Raw genomic sequence first — 21,246 nt, 5'->3', positions numbered from 1 at the left:
AATTATCCTCTGCTTTTCAGCAATTTACGCTCGTGCAAGGGCGATTGGAGATAGGAGCGGCTCGGTTCGACCAGAAACCTGCGCCGTAATGCGGTCCGCCCGATCAGTATCGGGAATTTCATGTCTGATCGGTCAGCAAGGCTGAATTCAGCACGGAATTTATGGCTTCCCAGTGTTAAAGCGGTTTTGATGATAAAACGTGTCTGCCCGTCGCCATTCGAGCTTGTAATGATACGGCGATCTGCGCGTGGGACTTCGCATGTAACCGGCTCGCTGCGGCCTTCACCCAGATCGAGTAGAAAGCGTACCCAGCGTTGGCCATCGCGATCAAACCGCTCGATCTCGGTTGCGTGAAGCGAAGATGTCCGGGCGCCAGTATCAATCTTGGCTGGGATGCGCGCCGATACAAGATCGGGCAGACCGACCAGTTCACGCCATCCGACAATGGCCGGTTCAGGGCGACTTGCAGCCAACTATCTTGCTCCCAAAATCGCTAGACCATCGCCGCCGTCGCCGACATCCAATCGCCTCAGCACTTCACCGGAGGCGAAATCGACTTCAGCCACGGTATCGCTTGCGGTTTCAGCGACATACACGCGCTTGCCATCATTCGACCACAGGATCGTAACCTGGAAACGATCTTCGGCTTCCTCTGGGCTGGAAACAGAAATCTTGCGCACGACTTCGCGTTTGTCCAGGTCGATCACTGTCAGACCGCCATCCATCAGGTCGGACGTGACGGCAAAGTCACCTTGCGGCCGGATAGCCAATCGCAGCGGAAACGCTCCGGTCTTTAATGTGGTACGCACCGCCATAGTATCAGGATCGAGCTCATAAGCTTCGTTCGATCCGCGCGCTGACACCCACAGCGCCGTCCCATCCGGCGACAATGCAATGCCCTCTGGCTCTTCCCCGACAGTGACCGACATCGGAGCGCGGCGTGTCCGCAAGTCGATCCGTGTGACGGTCTTCGAACCCAGATCAGTGGTCCAGGCATGCCGTGAATCGGGGGCCACGACCAGCATGTGCGTACCGAGTTTGCCCGACGAATACTCGAAGGTCTTCGCATCACCCAGCGGATCGCGGATCCAGAAGATCGACTGACGCCCCTCAGCGGTAGAATAGAGATCGCCATTCGCATGCCATACGATGCCGTGTGGACGAGCATTCTCGCCCAGATCAATGCTGCGGACCTTTTCCAATGTGTCGGTCGCAAAGATGTCGACTGTAGTACCGCCATAGCATGCCAGGGCGACATGTTGACCATCAGGCGAAGTCGCCAGTTCATGCGGATTTTTGCAACTGTCGAGCCGCAACACTTCCACGCCTGTTGCCAGGTCAACCTTGGACAAAGTGTCGCCGAATTTGTTGGCGACAAAAAGCGTACCTGACGCAGGGCTTGCTGCATCACTGGAGTTCGCAGCCGGGCCAACCTCGACCGGCGAACAGCCAACAATCATCAAGGCGGTGCAGAGGGCATGGAGTTTTGCCTTCATCACAATTCTCTCACTTTGGTCCAGCCGTTACGGAATGCAGGCCCCCTACAGCATTTGTCCCATCCATCCCAAGCGGATTCGCGGGGCAAACGGCGATTGCGAGAAAATCACAACAAGCATGGAACCATCCCTTTCTCTCGTGGCTATTTGACCACGGGCCAGGCCCCTCTGGCGTGCGACAAGAAAACGCACGTGATGGCGGACCGTACCGACTTCGGTCGAGTGGGGTCCGTTATGCGACCTCTCCAAAGACCGCAGTCGATGATCATTATAACATTCCCCGCGTGGGGGCAGACATGCTTTTGGAGACCAAAATGCGCAAGAACGTAATGGTACCTGCGATTGCAGCGGCTAGCCTTGCTGTTGCAGCCTGTGGTGGCGAAGCAACCACTGAAGCTAATGCTGGTGCAGCACCGATCACAGCTGAAGAAGTAGCAGCGGCTCAGCAAGGCTGGGGCGAAGGCATCGTCAATATCGGCAAGGTTCACAGCGAAGGTGGTGACGTTGCTGCCGCAGCGACAGACCACATCAACACATTCTACGCCTACGAAGATGGCGCTGACGTACTGTTCAAGCCGACTCTGGCTGCCGAAGACCAGTTCCGCGGCAATTTCGGCGAAGCGCTGAGCTACTTCATCGGCACCGAAGGCACGGAAGATGGCGGCTTCGCAATCGCACCTTACACAAACGTGCGGTGGGAAAACGAAGGAACCATCACTGACGGTGACAGCGCGCTGGCGATGGGCAATTACTACTTCACCGGCACAGACGGCAATGAAACCAAGGTTGAATACACCTTCGGCTACATGCGCAATGAAGCTGGCGACGTGGTGATTAACCTGCACCACTCGTCGCTGCCATTCAGCGCAGAATAAACGCTGAACAGCGAGCCTGCCAATAAGGCAGGATATTGGCCCCCGTCGCGCAAAGTTGCGGCGGGACTCTTATTTTGCTTCATGTCTTGGGACGATTAACAAGTCGGGCGCAAAGCGCGGCGAGCACTCCAAAAAAGGTAACATAGAACGCAGCAAACTTGATCGGCTGAGCCGTCGCAGCCGTAGCTGCCATCCAGTCAACGCCTTCGTTTTGCAGCATCTGAGCGAACTGCAGGATAGTTTCCAGATAGTCGCTGATCAGGAAGACAACGGCGGCCGCTGCTATAAATCCGCCAAGAAGCCGAACCAGTGCGTTGCCGGACCGATAGAAACTTCGTCCGGCAACAAAGCTCCCCCAGCCATAAACCGCAATGAACACAAAGTCCGCGATCATGCCGTAGATGACTGCATTGCGCAGGCCGTTGGCGCGCCAGTCTGCTTGAATGGTATTGACCATTTCCGCAGTACCGGCACCCTGATGATCGACGATATTGTATTGGCTCGCATCGCCGGCGAGCGCGCCCAACACGATGAATATTCCAAATATTCCGAGGCCAGAGAGCCAAAACTTGAGAGGGGGCTTTATCTTAGGTTATGCCGTCTCCTGAAGCCAGTTAGCGATCGCATCGCCCATTTCGGGCTTGGTTGCGCTCATCAAATGATTGCCCGGCGTTTCAACGAATGTCGCATCTGGCAGCATGCCAGCAAGCTCTTCCGCCGATCCATTATCGCGGTCTTCCTCACCACATACCACCAGCGTCGGGACCGTGACATTGGCAAGCATCGCAAGATCAAGATCAGGCATGGTGTCAAGCAAAAGGCGAGCCGCGACCCGGTTCACGCCCTGAGACTTCAGAAACTGACGCGAATAGTAAGCTGGATCGTCTTTTCCGATCGTGTCGAATTCATCAATCACGCGTTTGAAAAAGGCTGAGCGCTTGTTCCACTCGCCTAGCCCCGCTGTGCCCATCCCGCCGACAATCAACCGTGAGGGATTGAGCACGCCATGCGCCACCGCATGCAGCGAAGTGCGCGCGCCAAGTGAAAATCCGCCGAGAACATAGTCGTCAAGCTCGAGATGCTCGATCAATGCCGCAACATCACGCACCAGGACATTTTGCGGATAGCTGTCGGGATCGGTCGGGCTTTCGCTTTCCCCATGCACGCGGAAATCGAGCATGATCGCTTCGTACCCAGCCTCGGCGATCTTTGCGTCATGCCCCCATTTGATCCAGTTCATATCCGCGCTGGAAAACAACCCGTGCAGCAGTACCACGGGCGGTCCTTCGCCCGTACGGTGAACGGCAAGCTTGGTGCTGTCGAAGCTTTCAAAATAGTCCGTCATTCTTCGCGTCCGCCGCTCCAGAGCATCTCCCATTCGTCCGGCGCTGTCGGCTGCGTTAGCCACACGGGCAATTCCTCTCCTAGATGAAGCCACGGTTGCTTGCGACTGACCCAGAGGTGCCCGGTCAACTGCAGAGCGGACGTGTCGTCAAGCGTACCCGCCTTGATCGTGACCTTCCCCGGCCTGCTTTTGCCTTCATGATAGATCCGGCTGCCGCAACTGGGGCAAAAATAACAATCGGTTTGAGCGCCGCTATCGGCGGTCTTGGTATAGCTGCCCAGCTCGCCCTCAACGGTCAGGTTCGTCGTATCCATGGACAGTGAGATACCAAACGCGCTTGACGATTGCTTCTGACAATCAAGGCAATGGCAGGCGTACCCCTTAGCCTCAGCCTTTGCGCGATAGGTCACAGCGCCGCACTGGCACCGCCCAGTCAGAATAGCTGTCATCGCTTGGTCAGCCCTTTTTGCTCCATGCGCCATTTCGCCATTTCGATCCGGTCCTGCCCGAAGAAGGGTTCGCCCTCAAACACCAGCGTCGGCACCCCCCAATGACCAGCGGCCGCCAACGCATCTTGGTTCGCGGCGATTTCCGCGTCGAGTTCCTCTGTCCGAGCTGCCGCCTCGGCATCCAGCTCGTCCAGATGCAGCCCTGCACGTTTGACCGCTTCAGCCAGATGGTCACCCTCGTGCCAATTATCGACTTCACCTGACCAGATGATCTTGGACACTTCGTCGGCGAAAGCGATACCTTTGCCGCGCCTTTGAGCCGCCTGCCCCATACGCGTCAGCCGGTAGATGTAAGGCTGCTCGTCAGACACTTTGCGTGTCATCATGTCCTGCACCACCGGGTCAGGGCGCGGCCAACGATAGGGAGTTCCCAGCATCTGAGCCGAACGCGCGGAATCTATGAAGATGTATCGGCCCTGCAAGGCGTTGGTGAACAGGATGTCGGGATCGCGGATCGCGATCGGATATACCGGCCGCAGCGCGATATCGACATTGTGAGTCTCAGACAGTTCGCTATATCGCCCTATGGCGAGATAGCTGTAAGGCGAACGAAAGCTGAAATAGAGATCTGCAGTCAGTGTCATGCAGAACTTGTGCCGCATTCATAGACACTCGTCACCCCTTGAAATGCGTCACCCCTTCTTGAGATGCGTGCGGCCGAGCAGTTCGGCAATCTGAACAGCATTCAGCGCCGCGCCTTTGCGCAGATTGTCTGACACGCACCAAAGCGTCAGGCCATTCTCTACCGTCGGGTCTTCGCGAACCCGGCTGACATAGGTAGCGCCATCGCCTGCGCATTCGACCGGGGTGACGTATCCGCCGTCCTCGCGCTTGTCGACCAGCATAACGCCCGGCGCCTCACGCAGGATTTCCATCGCTCGTTCGGCTGAAAGCTCATTCTCGAATTCGATATTGATCGCTTCGGAATGGCCAACGAACACCGGCACGCGCACACATGTGGCAGTCAGTTTGATCTTGGGGTCAAGAATCTTCTTGGTCTCGACCACCATCTTCCATTCTTCCTTGGTCGCTCCATCGTCCAGGAAGACATCGATATGCGGGATCACGTTAAAGGCGATCTGCTTGGTGAACTTTTCCGCTTCAACGGGGTCACCAACAAAGATTGCGCGGCTCTGCTGGAAAAGCTCGTCCATTCCGGCCTTTCCTGCGCCTGACACGGACTGATAGGTCGAAACAACGACACGCTTGATCGTCGCCGCATCGTGCAGCGGCTTTAGCGCGACAACCATTTGCGCAGTCGAGCAATTGGGGTTCGCGATGATGTTGCGTTTCGAATAGTCGTCGATCGCTTCCGGATTGACCTCTGGGACGATCAGCGGAACGTCCGGATCCATCCGGTAGAGAGAGCTGTTGTCAATCACCACACAGCCTGCCGCCGCAGCCTTGAGCGCATATTCCTTCGCCGGGCCGCTGCCAGCCGCGAACAGCGCAATATCCCAGCCCGCCCAGTCAAAATGCTCAATGTTCCTGCATTTGAGCATCTTGCCGGTGTCGCCGAATTCCACCTCTGTCCCGTGCGAGCGCGACGATGCGACTGCCGCGACCTCATCACACGGAAACTCGCGCTCTGCGAGGATCTGCATCATTTCGCGCCCGACATTGCCTGTCGCGCCAACAACTGCCACCCGATAACCCAATTACATTCTCCGTCGCATAAAATTGCTTGCACACCCCGCTGCCGCGACTAGCCCTGCATAGCAAGAGGAAAACCTATGCATGCCAATACAGCCGAATGGCGCGGTCGCGCGAACTATTTCACCTTTGAGGGACACCAGATCGCCTATTGGACCGGCGGTGAGGGTCCCCCCCTCCTGCTTGTCCATGGTTTCCCAACCTGCGCATGGGATTGGGAACCTGTGTGGGAAGAGCTTTCCAAACATTACAGCCTGATCGCGTGCGACATGTTAGGCTTCGGCTTGTCGGCAAAACCCCGCTCAGGCTATTCGATCCACCTTCAAACAGATCTTCAGGAAGCACTGCTCTCACACCTCAAGGTTAGTGAGTGGGATGCGCTCGTGCATGATTACGGCGTGTCGGTGGGGCAGGAATTGCTGGCCCGAAACGTCGACGGTACTGGCGCAACCGGATTGGGTCAGATGATATTCCTCAACGGGGGCATATTTCCGGATCAGCACCGCCCGCGGCCAATCCAGAAACTGGGCACTTCGCCCATGGGCTTTATCGTCAGCCGATTGCTGAACCGAAAGGGTTTCGGGAAGAGCTTCTCAGAAGTTTTCGGCCCAGACACTCAGCCGAGCGAAGCCGAACTGGACAGCTTTTGGGAATTCATTAACGAGCATGACGGAAACCTGATCTTCCACAAACTGCTGCACTACATCGCCGATCGCCGCGAACATGAGGCGCGCTGGGTGGGCGCGTTAGAACATTCGCAAGCGCGCATCGGCCTGATCAACGGTGCACTTGATCCGGTGTCCGGAGAACACGCCTATCGCAAATGGCGCGACGTGTTGCCCAATGCGCGCAACCATTTACTGCCCAAAATCGGGCACTATCCCCAGGTGGAAGCTCCCGACGAGGTCGCAGCCAAGGTGCTTGAATGGTTGGCGGAAACCCCGCGCCCTATTCAGGCGGAGTCACGCCGTGCCGTTCGAGGAAGTTGAAATAGGTATTCCAAAGATGCGGTGAGATATTCTCGCCCGCCACGCGGTGCGTGTATCCGGGATAGAGCATCATCTCGAACGGGACATTGCCCTCTTGCAACGCCGCGATCAGTTCTGACGAATGTTCGAACACCACATTGTCGTCAGCCATGCCGTGCACCAACAACAGCGGATCTGACATCTTGGTCGCGTCCTTCATCGCATTGGAATCCTCATAGGCCGTCGGTACAAGTCGCGGATCGCCCATATAACGCTCTGTATAGTGCGTGTCGTAAAGCTCCCACTTGGTAACCGGCGCGCCGGAAATACCCGCGGCATAGACGCCCGGCTCTGCCTGCAAGCGCTTCAAGGTCATGTATCCGCCGTAGGACCAGCCGTAGATCGCAATCTTGTCCGGATCGACGAATTCAAGCGTCTTAAGGAACTCGGTACCTTTCGCCTGATCGCGCACTTCGACCCCGCCCATCGCGCGGTAGATTGGCTGTTCGAAATCGACCCCGCGATTGTTCGACCCGCGATTGTCGAGCGCAAACCAGATATAACCCTTATCGACCACCGCTTGCGCCAAAGCCCCGTCCCAGCCGCGATCGACCAACTGCGGGCCAGGTCCGCCATAGTGGTAGAAGAACACGGGGTATTTCTTGCCCGGCTCCATTTCCGGCTTGATCATCGTGTAATGCAGCGGTGTGCCATCTTCGGCGGCCACCGTGCCAAATTCTGGCGCAACATGGCTGGCCAGATACGGCGCATAAGGATGATCCACGTCGAGCGCGTTTTCTTCAACCCAGGCGATCCGGTTGCCGTCCATATCGGCAAGATAGGTTTGTGGCGGCTGGTTTGATGCAGAGCGCGAGATCAGCAGCGATTGCCCTTTCTTGTCCATGCTGGCGGAGTTGACGAAGCCGGGTTCGGTCAGCCGCGTCCATTCGCCGGGGGTATCGAGGTCAAGCGCGTAGATATGCCGTTCCAGCACACCATCGGCATTGCCTGCGAAATAGAGGCGGCCACGCTCCTGATCGACGCCGACAAGGCCAGTGACAACCCATTCGCCGCTGGTGAGCTGTGTCCATTCGCCTTCAGCAAACCGGTAGAGGTGCCCAAAACCGTCGCGCTCGCTCCACCAGATCAGCGATCCGTCGTTGAGGAAGCGATAATTGTCGTCCAAGTTGATCCAGAAGTCATCACGCGCTGCGCTTTCCGTGAACCACAACTGACTTTCGCCGGTAATCGGATCGACACGCAGCATGTCGAGCACGGTTTGTTCGCGGTTCTGGCGCTGGACATAAAGATAATCGTCCGGGCCCCAATCGACCCGCGCGAGATAGATATCGGTCTCTTCGCCCAGATCTACTTTCACACGGTTCTGCCCGTCCGGGTCCATGATGTAGAGCTCGACAATCGCATTGTCGCTGCCCGCGAAGGGGTATTTCTGAGAAAATACCCGTGTGCCAGTCGCGCCAATCGCGGCGCGGTTCACAACCGCCACAGGTGTTTCATCAGTGCGCTGGACTGCGATGCGCGTATCATTCCCGTCCCACCAGAAGCCAGTGAGGCGGGCCATTTCCTCCTGTGCGACGAACTCGGCTTCGCCCCAGCGGATGTTCTCGCCTTCCTTGGGAGTGATCGACGTAGCTTCCGAGCCTACTTCGCCAACCCAAAGCTGGCGATCGCGCACGAAAGAGACATAGCCAGCGCGGGGGCTGAGCTTGGGGTTGAGCTCGCTCTCTTCAGTGTCAGTCAATTGCGTGACTGATCCATCAAGGCCTGCGAGATAGAGGTCACCGTCCAGCGGCACGAGCACGGACTTGCCATCGCTCGCCCATTGATAGCTGATGATGCCCTTGAGATTGCCGACACGCTGCCGCTCGCGCTGCATCAGCTCATCCTCGGACAGCGTGCGGCCTGAGCTGAGCTTCTCGCTGTCGACCAGCATGGTCCACTCGCCCCTCTCACGATCAAAGCCCCACAGATCATAGCGCGCGCTGTCATCCTCGCGATTGCCCAGCAGCGTGAGATAGCGTCCATCGGGCGAAAGCTTGGCCTCGCGCGGGCTTGATCCATTGAGGCTTGGCGAAGCGAATACCCGCTCAAATGTCAGTTCTGGCGCATCGCTCATCGCGTGATCATCCGCGAGTGTTGGAGTGGCAAGAGCAAGCGAAGCGGCAACGGCGATGAGTAAGCGCATTCCAAGGACAGACCTCTCTCAAATCGGTTTGGCGATGCATGGCGAAAAACTTGAACGATTGCAAAGTTCCAACGAAAAAGGGCGGCCCCGCAGGACCGCCCTTCTCTATTTCGCTGATGCGAGATTTACGCCTTCGGCGCATTCTCACGGCGTTCGGCGATACGCGCACGTTTACCGGTGCGGCCACGCAGATAATAGAGCTTCGCGCGACGCACGACACCGCGGCGAACCACAGTGATGCTGTCAACGATTGGTGCATAGAGCGGGAATACACGCTCAACACCTTCGCCAAAGCTCATCTTGCGGACAGTGAAATTCGAACCCATTCCGCGGTTGGAACGGGCGATCACTACGCCTTCGAAATTCTGAATACGCTCACGTTGTCCTTCGACAACCTTCACGCCCACGCGAACGGTGTCGCCGACGCGAAATTCGGGCATGTCCTTGCCAGCTTTGGCAATTTCTTCCGCTTCGATTTGCTGGATCAGGTTCACTGGTCCTAGTCCTTCTTTTTTCGCTGCACACCAGAGGCAGATCGGACTGGATCGCCACTATAGCGTTCCCATAAGTCCGGCCTGCGTAGCCGAGTGTCGGTTTCCGCTTGCGCTTTACGCCAAGTATCCACCTTCGCATGATCCCCCGATCGCAGCACTTCAGGGATCGTGCGCCCTTCCCATGTTTGAGGTCGGGTATATTGCGGATATTCGAGCAATCCATCTTCGAAGGATTCTTCGGTTCCGCTTGAAGGCGCGCCCATTACGCCGGGAAGCAGCCGAATGCAAGCATCAAGTATCGCCAATGCCGCCGGTTCCCCGCCGGAAAGCACGATGTCCGCCAGGCTGACTTGCTCGATTTCGGGGCGAGCCTCGAACAGCCGCTCGTCAAACCCCTCGAAACGGCCGCAAATGATGGTGACGCCGGACCCTGATGCTATCTCGCGAATCCGTGCCTGCGTGATGGGTTTCCCGCGCGGTGTCATGGCGAGGATGGGCACTTTGGGCGAGGAAGCCCCCTCCACTTCAGAGGAGCGCTTTTGCATTTGCAAAACAGAATCAAGCGCAGCCGCCATTACATCGGCCTTCAGCACCATCCCGGCACCGCCGCCCGCTGGCGTATCATCAACCGTGCGATGCTTGTCCTCGGTAAAATCGCGCGGATTGACTGTGTCGCAAGACCAGTCCCCGCGCTCGAGCGCCTTGCCTGCGAGCGAAACGCCCAGCGGCCCGGGAAACATCTCTGGGTAAAGCGTGAGGATGGTGGCAGCGAAGGTCATGGCGAGGCGACTAACAGAAGAGTTGAAGGTCCGAAAGCTGACAAAACCCTCCAAAAACCTCTAAATACCTCTTTACAGCTCATAAACCCTCTAAGTCTGGAAAAGAACAATGCGCACTATTGAAATCTCGAACGAAATCTTTGGCAAGATTTGGAGCGCTTCCGTCGAGGGAGACAAATCGGAGAATGACATACTGGCTAGGATGTTTGCCGAACGAGAATTTCTAGCCGAAGTGGAAGCAGGACCCGAACATGTCGAAACCAAGACCATCCAAGTTAAATCGCACGAGAGGACAATCACCATACCCCGCATAGGAAAGATTACATGGATCGACGACGTAGCTTTGGCGCTCGACCATATCGGTGGCAAAGGTCACTTGGCTGAAATTTACAAATCTGTCCGCGCGATTAGAAGCCGGGGTGGAAGATCACTTCCTCCGAGCACCGAAGCCGTGATCCGAAAAACTCTGGAGGAAAACTCCTCAGATTCTGACGCGTATAAAGGTGGAATGGATCTTTTCGCGTTGCCCGAAGGGAAAGGGCGAGGCATGTGGGCGCTTCGCTACGCCAATTAACAACATACTCTAATCCGCCCAATTCACCCCATCCTTCGCCCGAGTATCGACGTGCAGTTCGAACACATCGGGCCGCGAATAATGGCCATCGGTGTCGAGGCTCGCGAGGCCTTGGCCGACCTCTGAGAGATCAAGCTCCGCGAAGAGCGTTTCCTCGCCCTCGCCTGCCTGCGCCAAAACCCGCGCATCGGGGACGATGATCATCGAGCCGCCACGATTGAGTTGTTCGCTTTCGATGGCGTTAAATAACGCGAGCGCTTCGTCGTTTCCGCCAACTCGTTCCAGCCCGTCGAACAGATCATCGCGATGCTGCACCAGCCCCGCCGCCAGCACAAAGCACCGCCCCTCCATCGCATAATGCCTGCTCGCCAGCGCATATTCCTCTCGCACTGTCGGCCATGCGGCGACATGCACGCTCTCACCCAGATTGTGCATCGCAGCCCTTGCCAGCGGCATCCAATGTTCCCAGCAGATCAGATTGCCGACCTTGCCCCACTCGGCCTGATGCACGCTAAGCGTCGAGCCATCGCCGCGCATCCAGATCAGCCGCTCACCATGCGTCGGCACCAGCTTGCGGTGATCCAGCGGTGTGTCTTCCGGGCGGAACATCAGCTGATTGTTGTAGAGGCTTTGGCGCACCCGCTCATGCGCGCCGATAGAGATGCATGCACCGCTTGCGTCGCACAGCTCCTGCAAGGGCAGCAAACGCTCGTCATTTGGAACAATCGCCTGCTCGAGCATGATTGCATGCAGCGCTTTCGTGCCCGGATGATCCCACAGCGCCGCGCCCGGCGCCTCATCCAGCCACAGCGGATATCCGCCAAGAAAAGTCTCACCGAACGCGACCAGCTGCGCGCCATTGTCGATCGCCTCTTTCGCGATCCGCGTCGCTTTCTCGATCCCGCCAGCAAAATCGAGCGGCACCGGCGCAGCTTGGCATATCGCGACGTTGAGAGAGGTCATGCCGCTATTCGTCAACGAAATTGGCTGCAATCACAAGCTTTTCTGCGTCCCACTCGATCACCGCGTCCTTGGTTATCGGGACCATAAAGGACTTCATGCCCTTTGCAGGCACAGGGTCTTTGGCGATCTCGATAATGTCGGTCGCGCCGAAATTCTGAACATCCACGGCGCGCCCCACGGCGTCGCCGGTATCGGTGAAAACGGCCAGCCCGATCAAGTCCATGAAATAGTATTCGCCATCGTCCAGCGAAGGCAGTGCGTCACGCGGAACGCACAGTACGGTGCCGCGCAGTTTTTCCGCCGCGCCGCGCCCAGATACCTCGGCGAAACGCGCAATCGCGCCGCCCTTATTGTCTGAGCGGATCTTCTTGAGGGTCAGAGTGAGATCGGACCCTTTGGTTTTGAAGCTCTTGTGCTTGGCTAGCGCATCCACGCCTTCGCCAAACAGCTTCAAGCGGACTTCGCCCGCCACGCCATGCGCGCCAGTTACGGCTGCAAGATCGAGATCCTTCGGCGTGACGGGCGTATCCGTCATGAAAGGGCTTACTCAGCCTTCTCTTCGGGTGCTTCTTCAGCAGCCGCTTCTTCAGCCGGAGCTTCTTCGGCCGGAGCTTCTTCGGCTGCGGCTTCTTCAGCAGGCGCCTCTTCAGCGGCAGCTTCTTCAACCACTGCTTCTTCTTCTGCAGGTGCCTCGGCTGCTTCCTTGGCCGCTTCTTCAGCTTCAGCAAGCTTTGCAGCTTTCTCTTCAGCGCGTTCCTTCGCAGCTTCGCCCGGCTCACCCTTGTTCGGGTTGTTGCGCGGTGCACGCTCAAGGATGCCAGCCGCATCCAGGAAGCGGTGCACGCGGTCAGACGGCTTCGCACCGACTGAGAGCCAGTGACGCGCACGGTCTTCGTTGAGCTTCACGCGCTCGTCCGAATCCTTCGGCAGCATCGGGTTGTAGGTGCCGATCTGCTCCAGATATTTGCCGTCACGCGGCGCGCGGCCGTCTGCGACAACGATGCGGTAGTAAGGACGCTTCTTCGCGCCTCCGCGCGACAAACGAATTGCAACTGCCATTGTGTATTACCTTTCCAGTCTAAATCTTTGTAAATTAGTAAAATTATTTCTTGTTCAACATGTCTCTAAGTTCCGGCGGGAGCGTGTCGGGATCAACCGACGGCCCCTTTGGACCACCCAAGCCGGGCATGCCGCCACCCGGGCCACCGAGGCCGGGCATGGCTGCACCTAGGCCACCGCCACCAAACATCGATGCGAGGCCTTTGAGGCCACCCATCTTCTTGATTTGCTTCATCGCGCGGCTCATTTCCTTGTGCATCTTCAGAACCTTGTTCACGGTCTGCACATCGGTGCCGCTGCCTGCCGCCACGCGCTTCTTGCGTTTGGCGTTCATCAATTCGGGCCGCGCGCGCTCTTTACCGGTCATCGAACCGATGATCGCGTCCATATGCACCAGCACCTTGTCATCCATGTCGCTCGCCGCGAGCGCTGCCTTGGCTTTCTTCATGCCAGGCATCATGCCCGCCAGCATGCCGAGGCCACCCATATTCTGCATCTGCCGCAGCTGGGTACGCAGGTCATTCAGGTCAAACTGACCCTTTGCCATACGCTTGGCGAGTGCTTCGGCGTCTTCTTCCTTGATCGTCGCCGCAGCCTTCTCGACCAGGCTGACAACATCGCCCATGCCAAGGATGCGGTCCGCAACGCGCGAGGGATGGAATGCTTCAATCGCGTCAAGCTTCTCGCCTGTACCGGCAAACTTGATGGGTTGTCCCGTGACGTGGCGCATGGAAAGCGCCGCACCGCCGCGTGCATCGCCATCCATACGGGTGAGGACAACGCCTGTCAGCGGCACTTCGCCGGTAAAGCTTTGCGCGACATTGACCGCGTCCTGGCCGGTCAGGCTGTCGACCACCAGCAGCACCTCGGTTGGCGCTGAAACGGCAGAAATAGCCTTCATTTCGGCCATCAGCGCTTCATCAACATGCAGCCTGCCCGCAGTATCGAGCAGCAGAACATCCACGTTCTGCAATCTGGCCGATTCCATCGCGCGGCGCGCGATATCAACCGGTTGCTGGCCCGCGACGATTGGCAAAGTTGCGATATCGGTCTGCTCACCGAGCACAGCCAGCTGTTCCTGCGCCGCCGGACGATTGACGTCGAGCGAAGCCATCAACGCTTTCTTGCCGTGCTTTTCGCGGATCAGCTTGGCCAGCTTGGCGGTAGTGGTGGTTTTACCCGAACCTTGCAGACCGACCATGATGATCACAACCGGCGGTTTGGCATCAAGATTGAGGCCCGGCGTTTCTTCCCCGCCCAGCATCTCGACCAGCTCGTCATGAACGATCTTGACCACTTGCTGGCCCGGGGTGACCGAACGCAAAACGTCCTGACCAACGGCCTTTTCAGTGACAGCGTCGATGAAACGGCGCGCGACCGGCAAAGCGACATCGGCTTCCAGCATAGCAATGCGGACTTCGCGCATCGCATCGCGTACGTCTTGTTCCTTAAGAGCGCCCCGGCCTTTGAGCTTGTCAAAGACGCCGCCAAGGCGGTCGGACAAATTGTCAAACATCGTCTTCAACTCCAAGTCTCGAAGCTCGAAAGCTTCGCAAATGCGAAAAACGCCGGCGGACGAGAACTCGTCGGCCAGCGTGCGAATCTCATATGAAATCCGACTTTATCAGGTGACTGGTGGAGCCTAGCGGGATCGAACCGCTGACCTCTACAATGCCATTGTAGCGCTCTCCCAGCTGAGCTAAGGCCCCGCGCCAGTCATGTTGCAGGCTCTTCGACCTGCAGGGAGCGCGCGTTAAACACGCCTTCCGAGTTATGCAACGATAATCTTAGCTATCGTCTTCTTCGTCGTCGCCCTTGCCCTTGCTTACGCCAAGGTCATCGTCACCGCCGAGATCAACATCATTGTCTGGCGAATCTTCTGCGTCATCGATGTTTTCCAGATCCTTCAGATCATCATCATCGTCGCCGCTCAGATCGCTATCCGGTTCTACGTCCTTCTTCTTCTCGTCTTCGAACGGAATCGGCTGCTTCGGTTTGAGAACCGGCTCAGGATGCCATTCTTCACCGCATTCGATGCAGGTCGCAGGGTCATCCTTGCCCAGATCGTAAAAACGTTCCCCGCATTTAGGGCAGGAACGCTTAGTGCCCCATTCTGGCTTAGCCATATCTTCGTATTCCTTTGGTCGGGCCTGCTGTTCTTGCTAAATCAGGCCGCGCGAAAAATTCTTTTTCTTTATGGGTAGTAATTCAGCCCGAATCAAGAGCGCGGCGCCTTGCCATAGGGCCATGCGCCTGTCAAAATCCGCGCTGCTAAAATCTCAGCTCAAAACGGACCGGAAACCCTCTTGCCCAGCCATAGATTCACTTTTTCAGGACCTCTGACGGGGCGCTTGCGCGTGCCAGGGGACAAATCAATCAGTCATCGATCGATTATGTTTGGTGCGCTGGCCATTGGCGAAACCCGCGTCACCGGCTTGCTCGAAGGCGAAGACGTGATGGCGACCGCCGCCGCTATGCGCGCCATGGGTGCAAGGATCGAAAAATCCGGCGAGACATGGCACATCCATGGCGTGGGTGTAGGAGGGTTGCTGCAACCTGACGCGCCGCTCGACATGGGCAATAGCGGCACCAGCACGCGCCTGCTGATGGGGCTGATCGCCAGCCATGGGATAACCGCGCAGTTCACAGGAGATGCTAGCCTGTCGAAGCGTCCGATGGGCCGCGTGATCACACCGCTGAGCCAGATGGGCGCAAATTTTGATGCGTCCGAGGGCGGAACCTTGCCGCTGACCATGCATGGTGCCCTTCCCGCAGTACCGATTACCTATCGCCTGCCGGTGGCGAGCGCTCAGGTAAAAAGCGCGGTGCTGCTCGCAGGCCTCAACACGCCGGGTATTACAACCGTGATCGAACCCGTTCCGACGCGCGATCATTCCGAGCGGATGTTGCGCGGCTTTGGCGCTGAGCTGAAAGTCGAAGAGGTAGATGGAGAGCGTGTGATCCGAATCCACGGCGATGCGGAGTTGAAGCCACAAGATGTGGTCGTTCCGGGTGATCCATCATCAGCGGCCTTCTTGATCGTTGCTGCACTGATCACCGAGGGTAGCGATCTTGTCATCGAAAATGTCGGTCTTAATCCGACACGAGCGGGTCTGATCGAAGTGCTGCGCGCGATGGGCGGACAGATCGAGGAACTGGACCGACGCGAGGTTGGCGGTGAACCCGTTGCCGATCTTAGGGTCAAGCACTCTGCACTTACCGGAATCGATGTCGATCCTGAGGTTGCGCCCAGCATGATCGATGAGTTTCCAGTGCTGTTTGTCGCCGCCGCCTTGGCGAAGGGGACAACCACCACCAGCGGCCTAGACGAATTGCGTGTCAAGGAGAGCGATCGCCTGTCTGCAATGGCGGATGCGCTGACTTTGGCCGGCGCGCGAGTTGAAGAGCGCGGGGATGGCTTGGTTATCCACGGCAGTGGCGGCGATCCCCTGCCCGGCACGTCTGGTGTGCCCGTGACCACGCATTTGGACCACCGCATTGCCATGGCGATGGCAGTGGCCGGAAACGCCAGCCGCAAAGGAGTCGAAGTGGACGACACCTCCCCAATCCAGACGAGCTTCCCTAACTTCATGCACCTGCTCGCGAAGGCTGCGGCATGAGCGAAGCAATGGACATCTATAGCCTGATCGGCTTTGTCGGGATGGCCTGCATCATCGGGGCATATTTCTATCTGACCGCGACGGACGAGCCCAATCCGTTCATTCTGCATGGGACCAATCTGGTGGGGGCGGCGCTGCTCACCGTGTCTCTAATCGTCCACACCAATTGGCCCAGCCTGGTGCTCGAAGGTTTTTGGGCCGCGATTGCGATCTGGGGCTTGTGGAAGGCTGTAAAGTCGCGGAAAGCGAAGTCATGATCATCGCAGTCGACGGACCCACTGCTTCTGGCAAAGGCACTATCGCAGAGGCTATCGCCGAGCATTTCGAGCTACCCTATCTTGATACAGGCCTGCTCTATCGCGCGGTCGGCTATCAGACGGTGGCTGACGGCGGCGATCCGGATAGCCCCGAAGATGCGCTCGCGGCTTGCGAATTTCGCAGCGATTTGCTGCGATCCTCAGCCCTACGCAGTGAAGAAACAGGCGGATACGCGAGCCGTGTGTCCGTGCACCCCGAAGTTCGCCAAGCACTACTTGAGCGTCAGCGTGCCTTTGCGCAGCAGCCCGGCGGCGCAGTGCTGGACGGGCGAGATATCGGCACAGTGATCGCGCCAGAAGCCGAAGTGAAACTGTTCATCACGGCCAGCGTGCAGGAACGCGCGCGGCGGCGCTGGCTCGAGATGCAAGGGCGCGAAATCGACATTCCGCTGGCCGATATCGAACGCGATATCGCCGCTCGCGATGCGCGCGATATCAACCGCAAGGATGCACCATTGCGCGCAGCGCCCGATGCGATGGTGATCGACACCACTGCATTCGGCAAGGAGCAGGCGATTGATGCTGCAATAGAAGCTGTCCGCCAAGCGCTGCGCTAGGCTGCAAACCACTTGCTTTCCTGCCCGCTTTCGCCTAGGCGCGCGGCCGTTCTCTTGCATCTCTGTGATGGAAAGAACCTCTGCGCTGGTATTCGGCCTCGCGGAGACGTCGGCCTCTTGCCCTGCTAGCCCCCGCAATGGTGCGTGGGAGGCAGTTTAAGACCCGGAGAAAAACTCCGTGGCCGGTAGCAAACAGTGAACGAGGAAACTCAACCTATGGCGACTTCGCCTAACCCTACGCGCGACGATTTCGAAGCGCTTCTTAACGAACAACTCGGCGGTGCAGAAGATGATGGCTTTGAAGGCCGCGTCGTAAAAGGCACCGTGACCGCCATCGAAAACGGCATGGCGATGATCGATGTGGGCCTAAAATCAGAAGGCCGCGTCTCACTCAAAGAATTTTCCCGTGGCGAAGACGATCACGGCTTGACTGTCGGCAGCGAAGTCGAAGTCTTTGTCGACCGTGTCGAGAACGCAGACGGCGAAGCCATGCTCAGCCGCGACCGCGCGCGCCGCGAAGCTGCCTGGGACAAGCTTGAAAACGAATTTGGCGAAGGCAAGCGCGTAGACGGCCGTATCTTTGGCCGCGTCAAGGGCGGCTTCACTGTCGATCTCGACGGTGCCGTAGCCTTCCTGCCCGGTTCACAGGTCGACATCCGCCCGGTTCGCGATGTCACTCCGCTGATGGATGTGCCGCAACCGTTCCAGATCCTGAAAATGGATCGTCGCCGTGGCAACATCGTCGTTTCACGTCGTGCGGTTCTCGAAGAAACCCGTGCGGAACAGCGCAGCGAGCTGATCAATGATCTCGCTGAAGGTCAGGTTATGGACGGCGTGGTCAAGAACATCACCGATTACGGTGCATTCGTTGACCTGGGTGGCATCGACGGCCTGCTCCACGTCACCGACATGAGCTACAAGCGCGTCAATCACCCGAGCGAGATCATCGAGATCGGCCAGACCGTTACTGTACAGATTGTCCGTATCAACGAAGACACGCAGCGCATCAGCCTGGGCATGAAGCAGCTCGAAAGCGATCCATGGGGTGGCGTGGTCGCGAAATATCCGGTTGGCGCGAAACTGTCTGGCACAGTCACCAACATCACCGAATATGGTGCCTTTGTTGAACTGGAAGCTGGCATCGAAGGCCTGGTCCACGTTTCCGAAATGAGCTGGACGAAGAAGAACGTGCACCCTGGCAAGATCGTTTCGACCAGCCAGGAAGTCGAAGTTCTGGTTCTCGAAGTCGATAGCGAGAAGCGCCGCATTTCGCTTGGCCTCAAGCAAGCTCAGGGTAACCCTTGGGAAGATTTCGCACAGAAGCACCCAGTCGGCACTGAAGTCACCGGCGAAGTCAAAAACGCGACCGAATTCGGCCTGTTCATCGGCTTGGAAGGCGACGTCGACGGCATGGTCCACATGTCAGACATCGCATGGGGCATCTCGGGCGAAGACGCATTGGCGCTGCACCGCAAGGGTGAAGAGGTCAAAGCAATCGTTCTCGACGTCGACGTCGAGAAAGAGCGTATCAGCCTCGGCATGAAGCAGCTTGAAAAGGGTGCGCCTTCGGCAGACGGCGCAGACTCAAGTGCACTGCGCAAAGGCCAGACCGTTACTGTCACTGTCCTCGAAGTTCGCGATGGCGGCCTCGAAGTTCAGATCGGCGACGACGGCGCAACCGGCTTTATCAAGCGTTCCGATCTTGGTCGTGACCGTGACGAGCAACGCCCGGATCGCTTCCAGGTCGGCTCGAAGGTCGACGCCATGATCACCGGCTTTGACCGTTCGAAGAAGCCTAACTTCTCCATCAAGGCACGTCAGATCGCTGAAGAGAAGGAAGCAGTGCAGCAGTTCGGATCTTCCGACAGCGGCGCTTCGCTCGGCGACATCCTTGGCGAAGCCTTGAAGAAGGGCGAATAAGCCACTTCAACGCTTTCAGACGGAAACAGACAAGGCCCGCCTGCTCATTTGAGCAGGTGGGCCTTTTCTATTGGCGCTCTGGCCACTAGGTAACAGGGCATGACTATACAAATCCACCAATTCCCGTGCCTGTCCGACAACTACGGATTCCTCATTCATGATCCGGCAAGCGGTGAAACCGCGGCGATCGATACGCCGGATGCGAAGGAATATTTGAAACAAGCCGAGGCCAAAGGCTGGACCATCACGCATACCTGGAACACGCATTGGCATCCCGATCATGCAGGCGGTAACAAGGCTATCGTCGAGGCCACCGGCGCAAAGGTGATCGCGCCCAAGGAAGTCGAGAAACTTTCCGAGATCGATCAGGTCGTGGCCCATGGCGACATCGTTTCGCTGGGCGGCTTCAAGGCCGATGTGATCGATGTTTCGGGCCACACTAACGGCCATATTGCGTTTCACATCCCCGACGCTGGTGTCGCCTTCGTCGGCGACAGTGTGTTCGCGCTGGGCTGCGGCAGAATGTTCGAAGGCGAGCCCAAGCAATTCTGGGACAGTCTATCGCGGATCAAGCAATTCCCGCCGGAAACCATGCTGTATTGCGCGCACGAATACACCACTTCCAACGCGAAATTCGCTCTACACGCGGATCCCGACAATGCGGCACTGCAAGCCTATTCGGACGAGATCGATGCCAAGCGCGCGAAGGACGAACCGACCGTACCGACACGGCTTGCGCGCGAGCTTGAGACGAACCCCTTCCTGCGCGCTGACGATCCGGTACTGATGGCGAAGTGGGGCGGAGATGCTCCGTACGAGACATTTGCGGCGCTGCGGGCCGCGAAAGACAAATTCTAATCCGTATGAAGGCGCTACGCGTCTTGGAGCTTACAGAGGATTTGTCAGGCGTATCCTTGAACGAAGTCGAGCCGCCTGAACGCATACCCGGCGAAGTTCTGGTTCGCGTTCGCGCCGCTTCGCTCAACTTCCCTGACCTGCTAATGACGCAGGGAAAATACCAGTTCAAACCCCGGCCGCCGTTTACCAGCGGGCTGGAACTGGCAGGCGAAGTCATTGAAGCAGACACTAATAGCGTCTTCAAACCTGGCGACAAAGTGATTGGCGGCAACAAGACCGGCGCCTTCGCCGAGTTTGCCTGCGTGCCAGAGCGCGGCCTGAGCCCCCTTCCCGTTGGAATAAGCTTTGCCGAAGGCGCGGCCATGGGCGCGGCTTACTCAACAGCTTACACCGGCTTGATCGAACTGTGCGGTCTTAAGGCAGGCCAGTGGGTACTAGTAACGGGGGCGAGCGGCGGCGTGGGACTGGCTGCCGTTAATCTCGCCAAGGCGATGGGCGCAAAGGTAATCGCAGAGACAGGCGTCGATGCAAAGCGCGCGCAGATCGAGCAGCTCTATGCGCCAGATGCGGTGATCGTTAGCGAAGGCCGCTTCCGCGAACAGGTTAGCGAGATTACCGGCGGCAAGCTGTGCGATGTCGTGTTCGACCCGGTGGGCGGCGATGTGTTCGATGAATGCACGCGCTGCGTCAGCTTTGCGGGCAAGTTGGTGGTGGTTGGATTTACCAGCGGGCGGATCGCTGACATCGCGACCAATATCCCGCTGATAAAGGGCTTTTCTATTGTAGGTCTACGCGCGGGAGAGTATTCGCGGCGTTTCCCGGAGCGCGGTGCCGCGATCAGTGGCGAAATAGCAAAACTTGCCAGCGAAGATCGCATCAAACCTGCAATCGATCGCATGCTGCCACTCTCACAGTGGCGCGAAGGCTTCGAAGCTATGGCCAACCGTGAACTGGTCGGCAAAGTAGTGTTTGAGCTGGGCGAATAGAGAATATACGCGCAGACAAAAAAGGCGACCATCGCTGGCCGCCCCATTTGCTCTAATGCAAGCCTAA

General features: G+C 57.8%; 24 protein-coding genes and 1 tRNA gene. 9 read left to right on the top strand and 16 right to left on the bottom strand.

Translation table 11 applies throughout. From position 1 onward, the window contains the following. Positions 1-2: 2 nt before the first annotated feature. Positions 3-473: a RimK/LysX family protein gene (locus tag QZ487_RS09700; protein WP_296024673.1), complete on the bottom strand. Its 471-nt coding sequence runs from the start codon at positions 471-473 to the stop codon at positions 3-5. Further along, on the bottom strand, positions 474-1,496 hold the full coding sequence (locus tag QZ487_RS09695; RefSeq protein WP_296024670.1) for a YncE family protein: 1,023 nt from the start codon (positions 1,494-1,496) through the stop codon (positions 474-476). A gap of 314 nt (positions 1,497-1,810) precedes the next feature. Here QZ487_RS09695 and QZ487_RS09690 point away from each other — a divergent pair, with 314 nt between their 5' ends. Continuing rightward, positions 1,811-2,371, top strand: coding sequence for a phosphoribosyl-AMP cyclohydrolase (locus QZ487_RS09690; protein WP_296024669.1), 561 nt, complete (start codon positions 1,811-1,813; stop codon positions 2,369-2,371). Positions 2,372-2,450: 79 nt separating this feature from the next. On the opposite strand, the gene QZ487_RS09685 is transcribed toward QZ487_RS09690, so the two are convergent. The 5 genes from QZ487_RS09685 to QZ487_RS09665 form a co-directional block, all read right to left on the bottom strand. Then, entirely contained in the window at positions 2,451-2,900 is a 450-nt protein-coding gene (locus QZ487_RS09685) for a hypothetical protein (protein ID WP_296024666.1), read from the bottom strand. Positions 2,901-2,963: 63 nt separating this feature from the next. After that, entirely contained in the window at positions 2,964-3,716 is a 753-nt protein-coding gene (locus QZ487_RS09680) for an alpha/beta fold hydrolase (protein ID WP_296024663.1), read from the bottom strand. After that, on the bottom strand, positions 3,713-4,165 hold the full coding sequence (locus tag QZ487_RS09675) for a GFA family protein (protein WP_285975419.1): 453 nt from the start codon (positions 4,163-4,165) through the stop codon (positions 3,713-3,715). The genes QZ487_RS09680 and QZ487_RS09675 overlap by 4 nt, the downstream gene beginning before the upstream one ends. Beyond that, positions 4,162-4,809 (bottom strand): 2-hydroxychromene-2-carboxylate isomerase, encoded by a 648-nt coding sequence (locus QZ487_RS09670; protein WP_296024657.1) that lies wholly within the window; start codon positions 4,807-4,809, stop codon positions 4,162-4,164. The genes QZ487_RS09675 and QZ487_RS09670 overlap by 4 nt, the downstream gene beginning before the upstream one ends. 48 nt (positions 4,810-4,857) lie before the next feature. Next, a complete protein-coding gene (locus QZ487_RS09665; protein ID WP_296024655.1) occupies positions 4,858-5,883 on the bottom strand; it encodes an aspartate-semialdehyde dehydrogenase in 1,026 nt (341 codons plus the stop codon). 75 nt (positions 5,884-5,958) lie between these two features. On the opposite strand from QZ487_RS09665, the gene QZ487_RS09660 reads away from it, so the two are divergent. Beyond that, complete coding sequence (locus tag QZ487_RS09660) at positions 5,959-6,867, top strand: alpha/beta hydrolase (protein ID WP_296024653.1); 909 nt, start codon at positions 5,959-5,961, stop codon at positions 6,865-6,867. On the opposite strand, the gene QZ487_RS09655 is transcribed toward QZ487_RS09660, so the two are convergent. From QZ487_RS09655 to trmD, 3 genes are all read right to left on the bottom strand, one after another. Further along, the gene (locus QZ487_RS09655; protein ID WP_296024652.1) at positions 6,827-9,052 is read right to left on the bottom strand and encodes a S9 family peptidase; all 2,226 of its coding nucleotides are present in this window, start codon (positions 9,050-9,052) and stop codon (positions 6,827-6,829) included. The two genes, QZ487_RS09660 and QZ487_RS09655, sit on opposite strands and share 41 nt — an antisense overlap. Before the next feature lie 125 nt (positions 9,053-9,177). Next, the gene (rplS, locus tag QZ487_RS09650; protein WP_285975424.1) at positions 9,178-9,546 is read right to left on the bottom strand and encodes a 50S ribosomal protein L19; all 369 of its coding nucleotides are present in this window, start codon (positions 9,544-9,546) and stop codon (positions 9,178-9,180) included. Positions 9,547-9,551: 5 nt separating this feature from the next. Continuing rightward, complete coding sequence (trmD, locus tag QZ487_RS09645; RefSeq protein ID WP_296024650.1) at positions 9,552-10,325, bottom strand: tRNA (guanosine(37)-N1)-methyltransferase TrmD; 774 nt, start codon at positions 10,323-10,325, stop codon at positions 9,552-9,554. 109 nt (positions 10,326-10,434) lie between these two features. On the opposite strand from trmD, the gene QZ487_RS09640 reads away from it, so the two are divergent. Next, on the top strand, positions 10,435-10,899 hold the full coding sequence (locus QZ487_RS09640; RefSeq protein ID WP_296024648.1) for a hypothetical protein: 465 nt from the start codon (positions 10,435-10,437) through the stop codon (positions 10,897-10,899). Positions 10,900-10,908: 9 nt separating this feature from the next. Here the strand turns inward: QZ487_RS09640 and QZ487_RS09635 are convergent, their stop codons facing one another. From QZ487_RS09635 to QZ487_RS09610, 6 genes are all read right to left on the bottom strand, one after another. Continuing rightward, positions 10,909-11,862 carry a carbon-nitrogen hydrolase family protein gene (locus tag QZ487_RS09635; protein ID WP_296024646.1) on the bottom strand — a complete coding sequence of 318 codons (954 nt, stop codon included), beginning with the start codon at positions 11,860-11,862 and terminating at the stop codon, positions 10,909-10,911. Between the two features lie 4 nt (positions 11,863-11,866). Then, the gene (rimM, locus tag QZ487_RS09630; protein WP_296024644.1) at positions 11,867-12,397 is read right to left on the bottom strand and encodes a ribosome maturation factor RimM; all 531 of its coding nucleotides are present in this window, start codon (positions 12,395-12,397) and stop codon (positions 11,867-11,869) included. An 8-nt stretch (positions 12,398-12,405) separates the two neighbouring features. Further along, positions 12,406-12,921: a 30S ribosomal protein S16 gene (rpsP, locus tag QZ487_RS09625; RefSeq protein ID WP_296024642.1), complete on the bottom strand. Its 516-nt coding sequence runs from the start codon at positions 12,919-12,921 to the stop codon at positions 12,406-12,408. A gap of 43 nt (positions 12,922-12,964) precedes the next feature. Beyond that, the gene (gene ffh, locus QZ487_RS09620) at positions 12,965-14,437 is read right to left on the bottom strand and encodes a signal recognition particle protein (RefSeq protein ID WP_296024641.1); all 1,473 of its coding nucleotides are present in this window, start codon (positions 14,435-14,437) and stop codon (positions 12,965-12,967) included. Between the two features lie 117 nt (positions 14,438-14,554). Beyond that, a tRNA-Ala gene (locus QZ487_RS09615) sits at positions 14,555-14,630 on the bottom strand. A gap of 78 nt (positions 14,631-14,708) precedes the next feature. Further along, positions 14,709-15,047 carry a TIGR02300 family protein gene (locus tag QZ487_RS09610; RefSeq protein ID WP_285975431.1) on the bottom strand — a complete coding sequence of 113 codons (339 nt, stop codon included), beginning with the start codon at positions 15,045-15,047 and terminating at the stop codon, positions 14,709-14,711. Between the two features lie 180 nt (positions 15,048-15,227). Between QZ487_RS09610 and aroA the strand changes: the two genes are divergently transcribed. From aroA to QZ487_RS09580, 6 genes are all read left to right on the top strand, one after another. Beyond that, positions 15,228-16,541, top strand: a complete 1,314-nt coding sequence (gene aroA / locus QZ487_RS09605; RefSeq protein WP_296024638.1) for a 3-phosphoshikimate 1-carboxyvinyltransferase — start codon at positions 15,228-15,230, stop codon at positions 16,539-16,541. Next, a complete protein-coding gene (locus tag QZ487_RS09600) occupies positions 16,538-16,798 on the top strand; it encodes a permease (RefSeq protein ID WP_296024636.1) in 261 nt (86 codons plus the stop codon). The genes aroA and QZ487_RS09600 overlap by 4 nt, the downstream gene beginning before the upstream one ends. Then, on the top strand, positions 16,795-17,415 hold the full coding sequence (locus QZ487_RS09595) for a d(CMP) kinase (protein ID WP_296024634.1): 621 nt from the start codon (positions 16,795-16,797) through the stop codon (positions 17,413-17,415). Before QZ487_RS09600 ends, QZ487_RS09595 begins: the two co-directional genes overlap by 4 nt. Positions 17,416-17,631: 216 nt before the next feature. Continuing rightward, positions 17,632-19,335: a 30S ribosomal protein S1 gene (gene rpsA, locus QZ487_RS09590; protein ID WP_296024632.1), complete on the top strand. Its 1,704-nt coding sequence runs from the start codon at positions 17,632-17,634 to the stop codon at positions 19,333-19,335. Between the two features lie 99 nt (positions 19,336-19,434). Continuing rightward, on the top strand, positions 19,435-20,193 hold the full coding sequence (gene gloB, locus QZ487_RS09585; RefSeq protein ID WP_296024631.1) for a hydroxyacylglutathione hydrolase: 759 nt from the start codon (positions 19,435-19,437) through the stop codon (positions 20,191-20,193). A 5-nt stretch (positions 20,194-20,198) separates the two neighbouring features. Next, positions 20,199-21,179 carry an NADPH:quinone oxidoreductase family protein gene (locus QZ487_RS09580; RefSeq protein ID WP_296024629.1) on the top strand — a complete coding sequence of 327 codons (981 nt, stop codon included), beginning with the start codon at positions 20,199-20,201 and terminating at the stop codon, positions 21,177-21,179. The last annotated feature ends 67 nt before the right edge of the window (positions 21,180-21,246 follow it).

This window comes from uncultured Altererythrobacter sp., assembly GCF_913057185.1.
Taxonomy (GTDB): Bacteria; Pseudomonadota; Alphaproteobacteria; order Sphingomonadales; family Sphingomonadaceae; genus Erythrobacter; species Erythrobacter rubellus.
This window is presented reverse-complemented; position numbering and strand designations above follow the sequence as displayed.

Excerpts from the sequence above, each read along its gene's own strand:
- QZ487_RS09695 (WP_296024670.1), bottom strand. The coding sequence starts at position 1,496 with ATGAAGGCAAAACTCCATGCCCTCTGCACCGCCTTGATGATTGTTGGC.
- QZ487_RS09690 (WP_296024669.1), top strand. The coding sequence starts at position 1,811 with ATGCGCAAGAACGTAATGGTACCTGCGATTGCAGCGGCTAGCCTTGCT.
- QZ487_RS09680 (WP_296024663.1), bottom strand. The coding sequence starts at position 3,716 with ATGACGGACTATTTTGAAAGCTTCGACAGCACCAAGCTTGCCGTTCAC.
- QZ487_RS09675 (WP_285975419.1), bottom strand. The coding sequence starts at position 4,165 with ATGACAGCTATTCTGACTGGGCGGTGCCAGTGCGGCGCTGTGACCTAT.
- QZ487_RS09670 (WP_296024657.1), bottom strand. The coding sequence starts at position 4,809 with ATGACACTGACTGCAGATCTCTATTTCAGCTTTCGTTCGCCTTACAGC.
- QZ487_RS09660 (WP_296024653.1), top strand. The coding sequence starts at position 5,959 with ATGCATGCCAATACAGCCGAATGGCGCGGTCGCGCGAACTATTTCACC.
- QZ487_RS09655 (WP_296024652.1), bottom strand. The coding sequence starts at position 9,052 with ATGCGCTTACTCATCGCCGTTGCCGCTTCGCTTGCTCTTGCCACTCCA.
- trmD (WP_296024650.1), bottom strand. The coding sequence starts at position 10,325 with ATGACCTTCGCTGCCACCATCCTCACGCTTTACCCAGAGATGTTTCCC.
- QZ487_RS09640 (WP_296024648.1), top strand. The coding sequence starts at position 10,435 with ATGCGCACTATTGAAATCTCGAACGAAATCTTTGGCAAGATTTGGAGC.
- QZ487_RS09635 (WP_296024646.1), bottom strand. The coding sequence starts at position 11,862 with ATGACCTCTCTCAACGTCGCGATATGCCAAGCTGCGCCGGTGCCGCTC.
- rimM (WP_296024644.1), bottom strand. The coding sequence starts at position 12,397 with ATGACGGATACGCCCGTCACGCCGAAGGATCTCGATCTTGCAGCCGTA.
- rpsP (WP_296024642.1), bottom strand. The coding sequence starts at position 12,921 with ATGGCAGTTGCAATTCGTTTGTCGCGCGGAGGCGCGAAGAAGCGTCCT.
- ffh (WP_296024641.1), bottom strand. The coding sequence starts at position 14,437 with ATGTTTGACAATTTGTCCGACCGCCTTGGCGGCGTCTTTGACAAGCTC.
- QZ487_RS09610 (WP_285975431.1), bottom strand. The coding sequence starts at position 15,047 with ATGGCTAAGCCAGAATGGGGCACTAAGCGTTCCTGCCCTAAATGCGGG.
- QZ487_RS09600 (WP_296024636.1), top strand. The coding sequence starts at position 16,538 with ATGAGCGAAGCAATGGACATCTATAGCCTGATCGGCTTTGTCGGGATG.
- QZ487_RS09595 (WP_296024634.1), top strand. The coding sequence starts at position 16,795 with ATGATCATCGCAGTCGACGGACCCACTGCTTCTGGCAAAGGCACTATC.
- rpsA (WP_296024632.1), top strand. The coding sequence starts at position 17,632 with ATGGCGACTTCGCCTAACCCTACGCGCGACGATTTCGAAGCGCTTCTT.
- gloB (WP_296024631.1), top strand. The coding sequence starts at position 19,435 with ATGACTATACAAATCCACCAATTCCCGTGCCTGTCCGACAACTACGGA.
- QZ487_RS09580 (WP_296024629.1), top strand. The coding sequence starts at position 20,199 with ATGAAGGCGCTACGCGTCTTGGAGCTTACAGAGGATTTGTCAGGCGTA.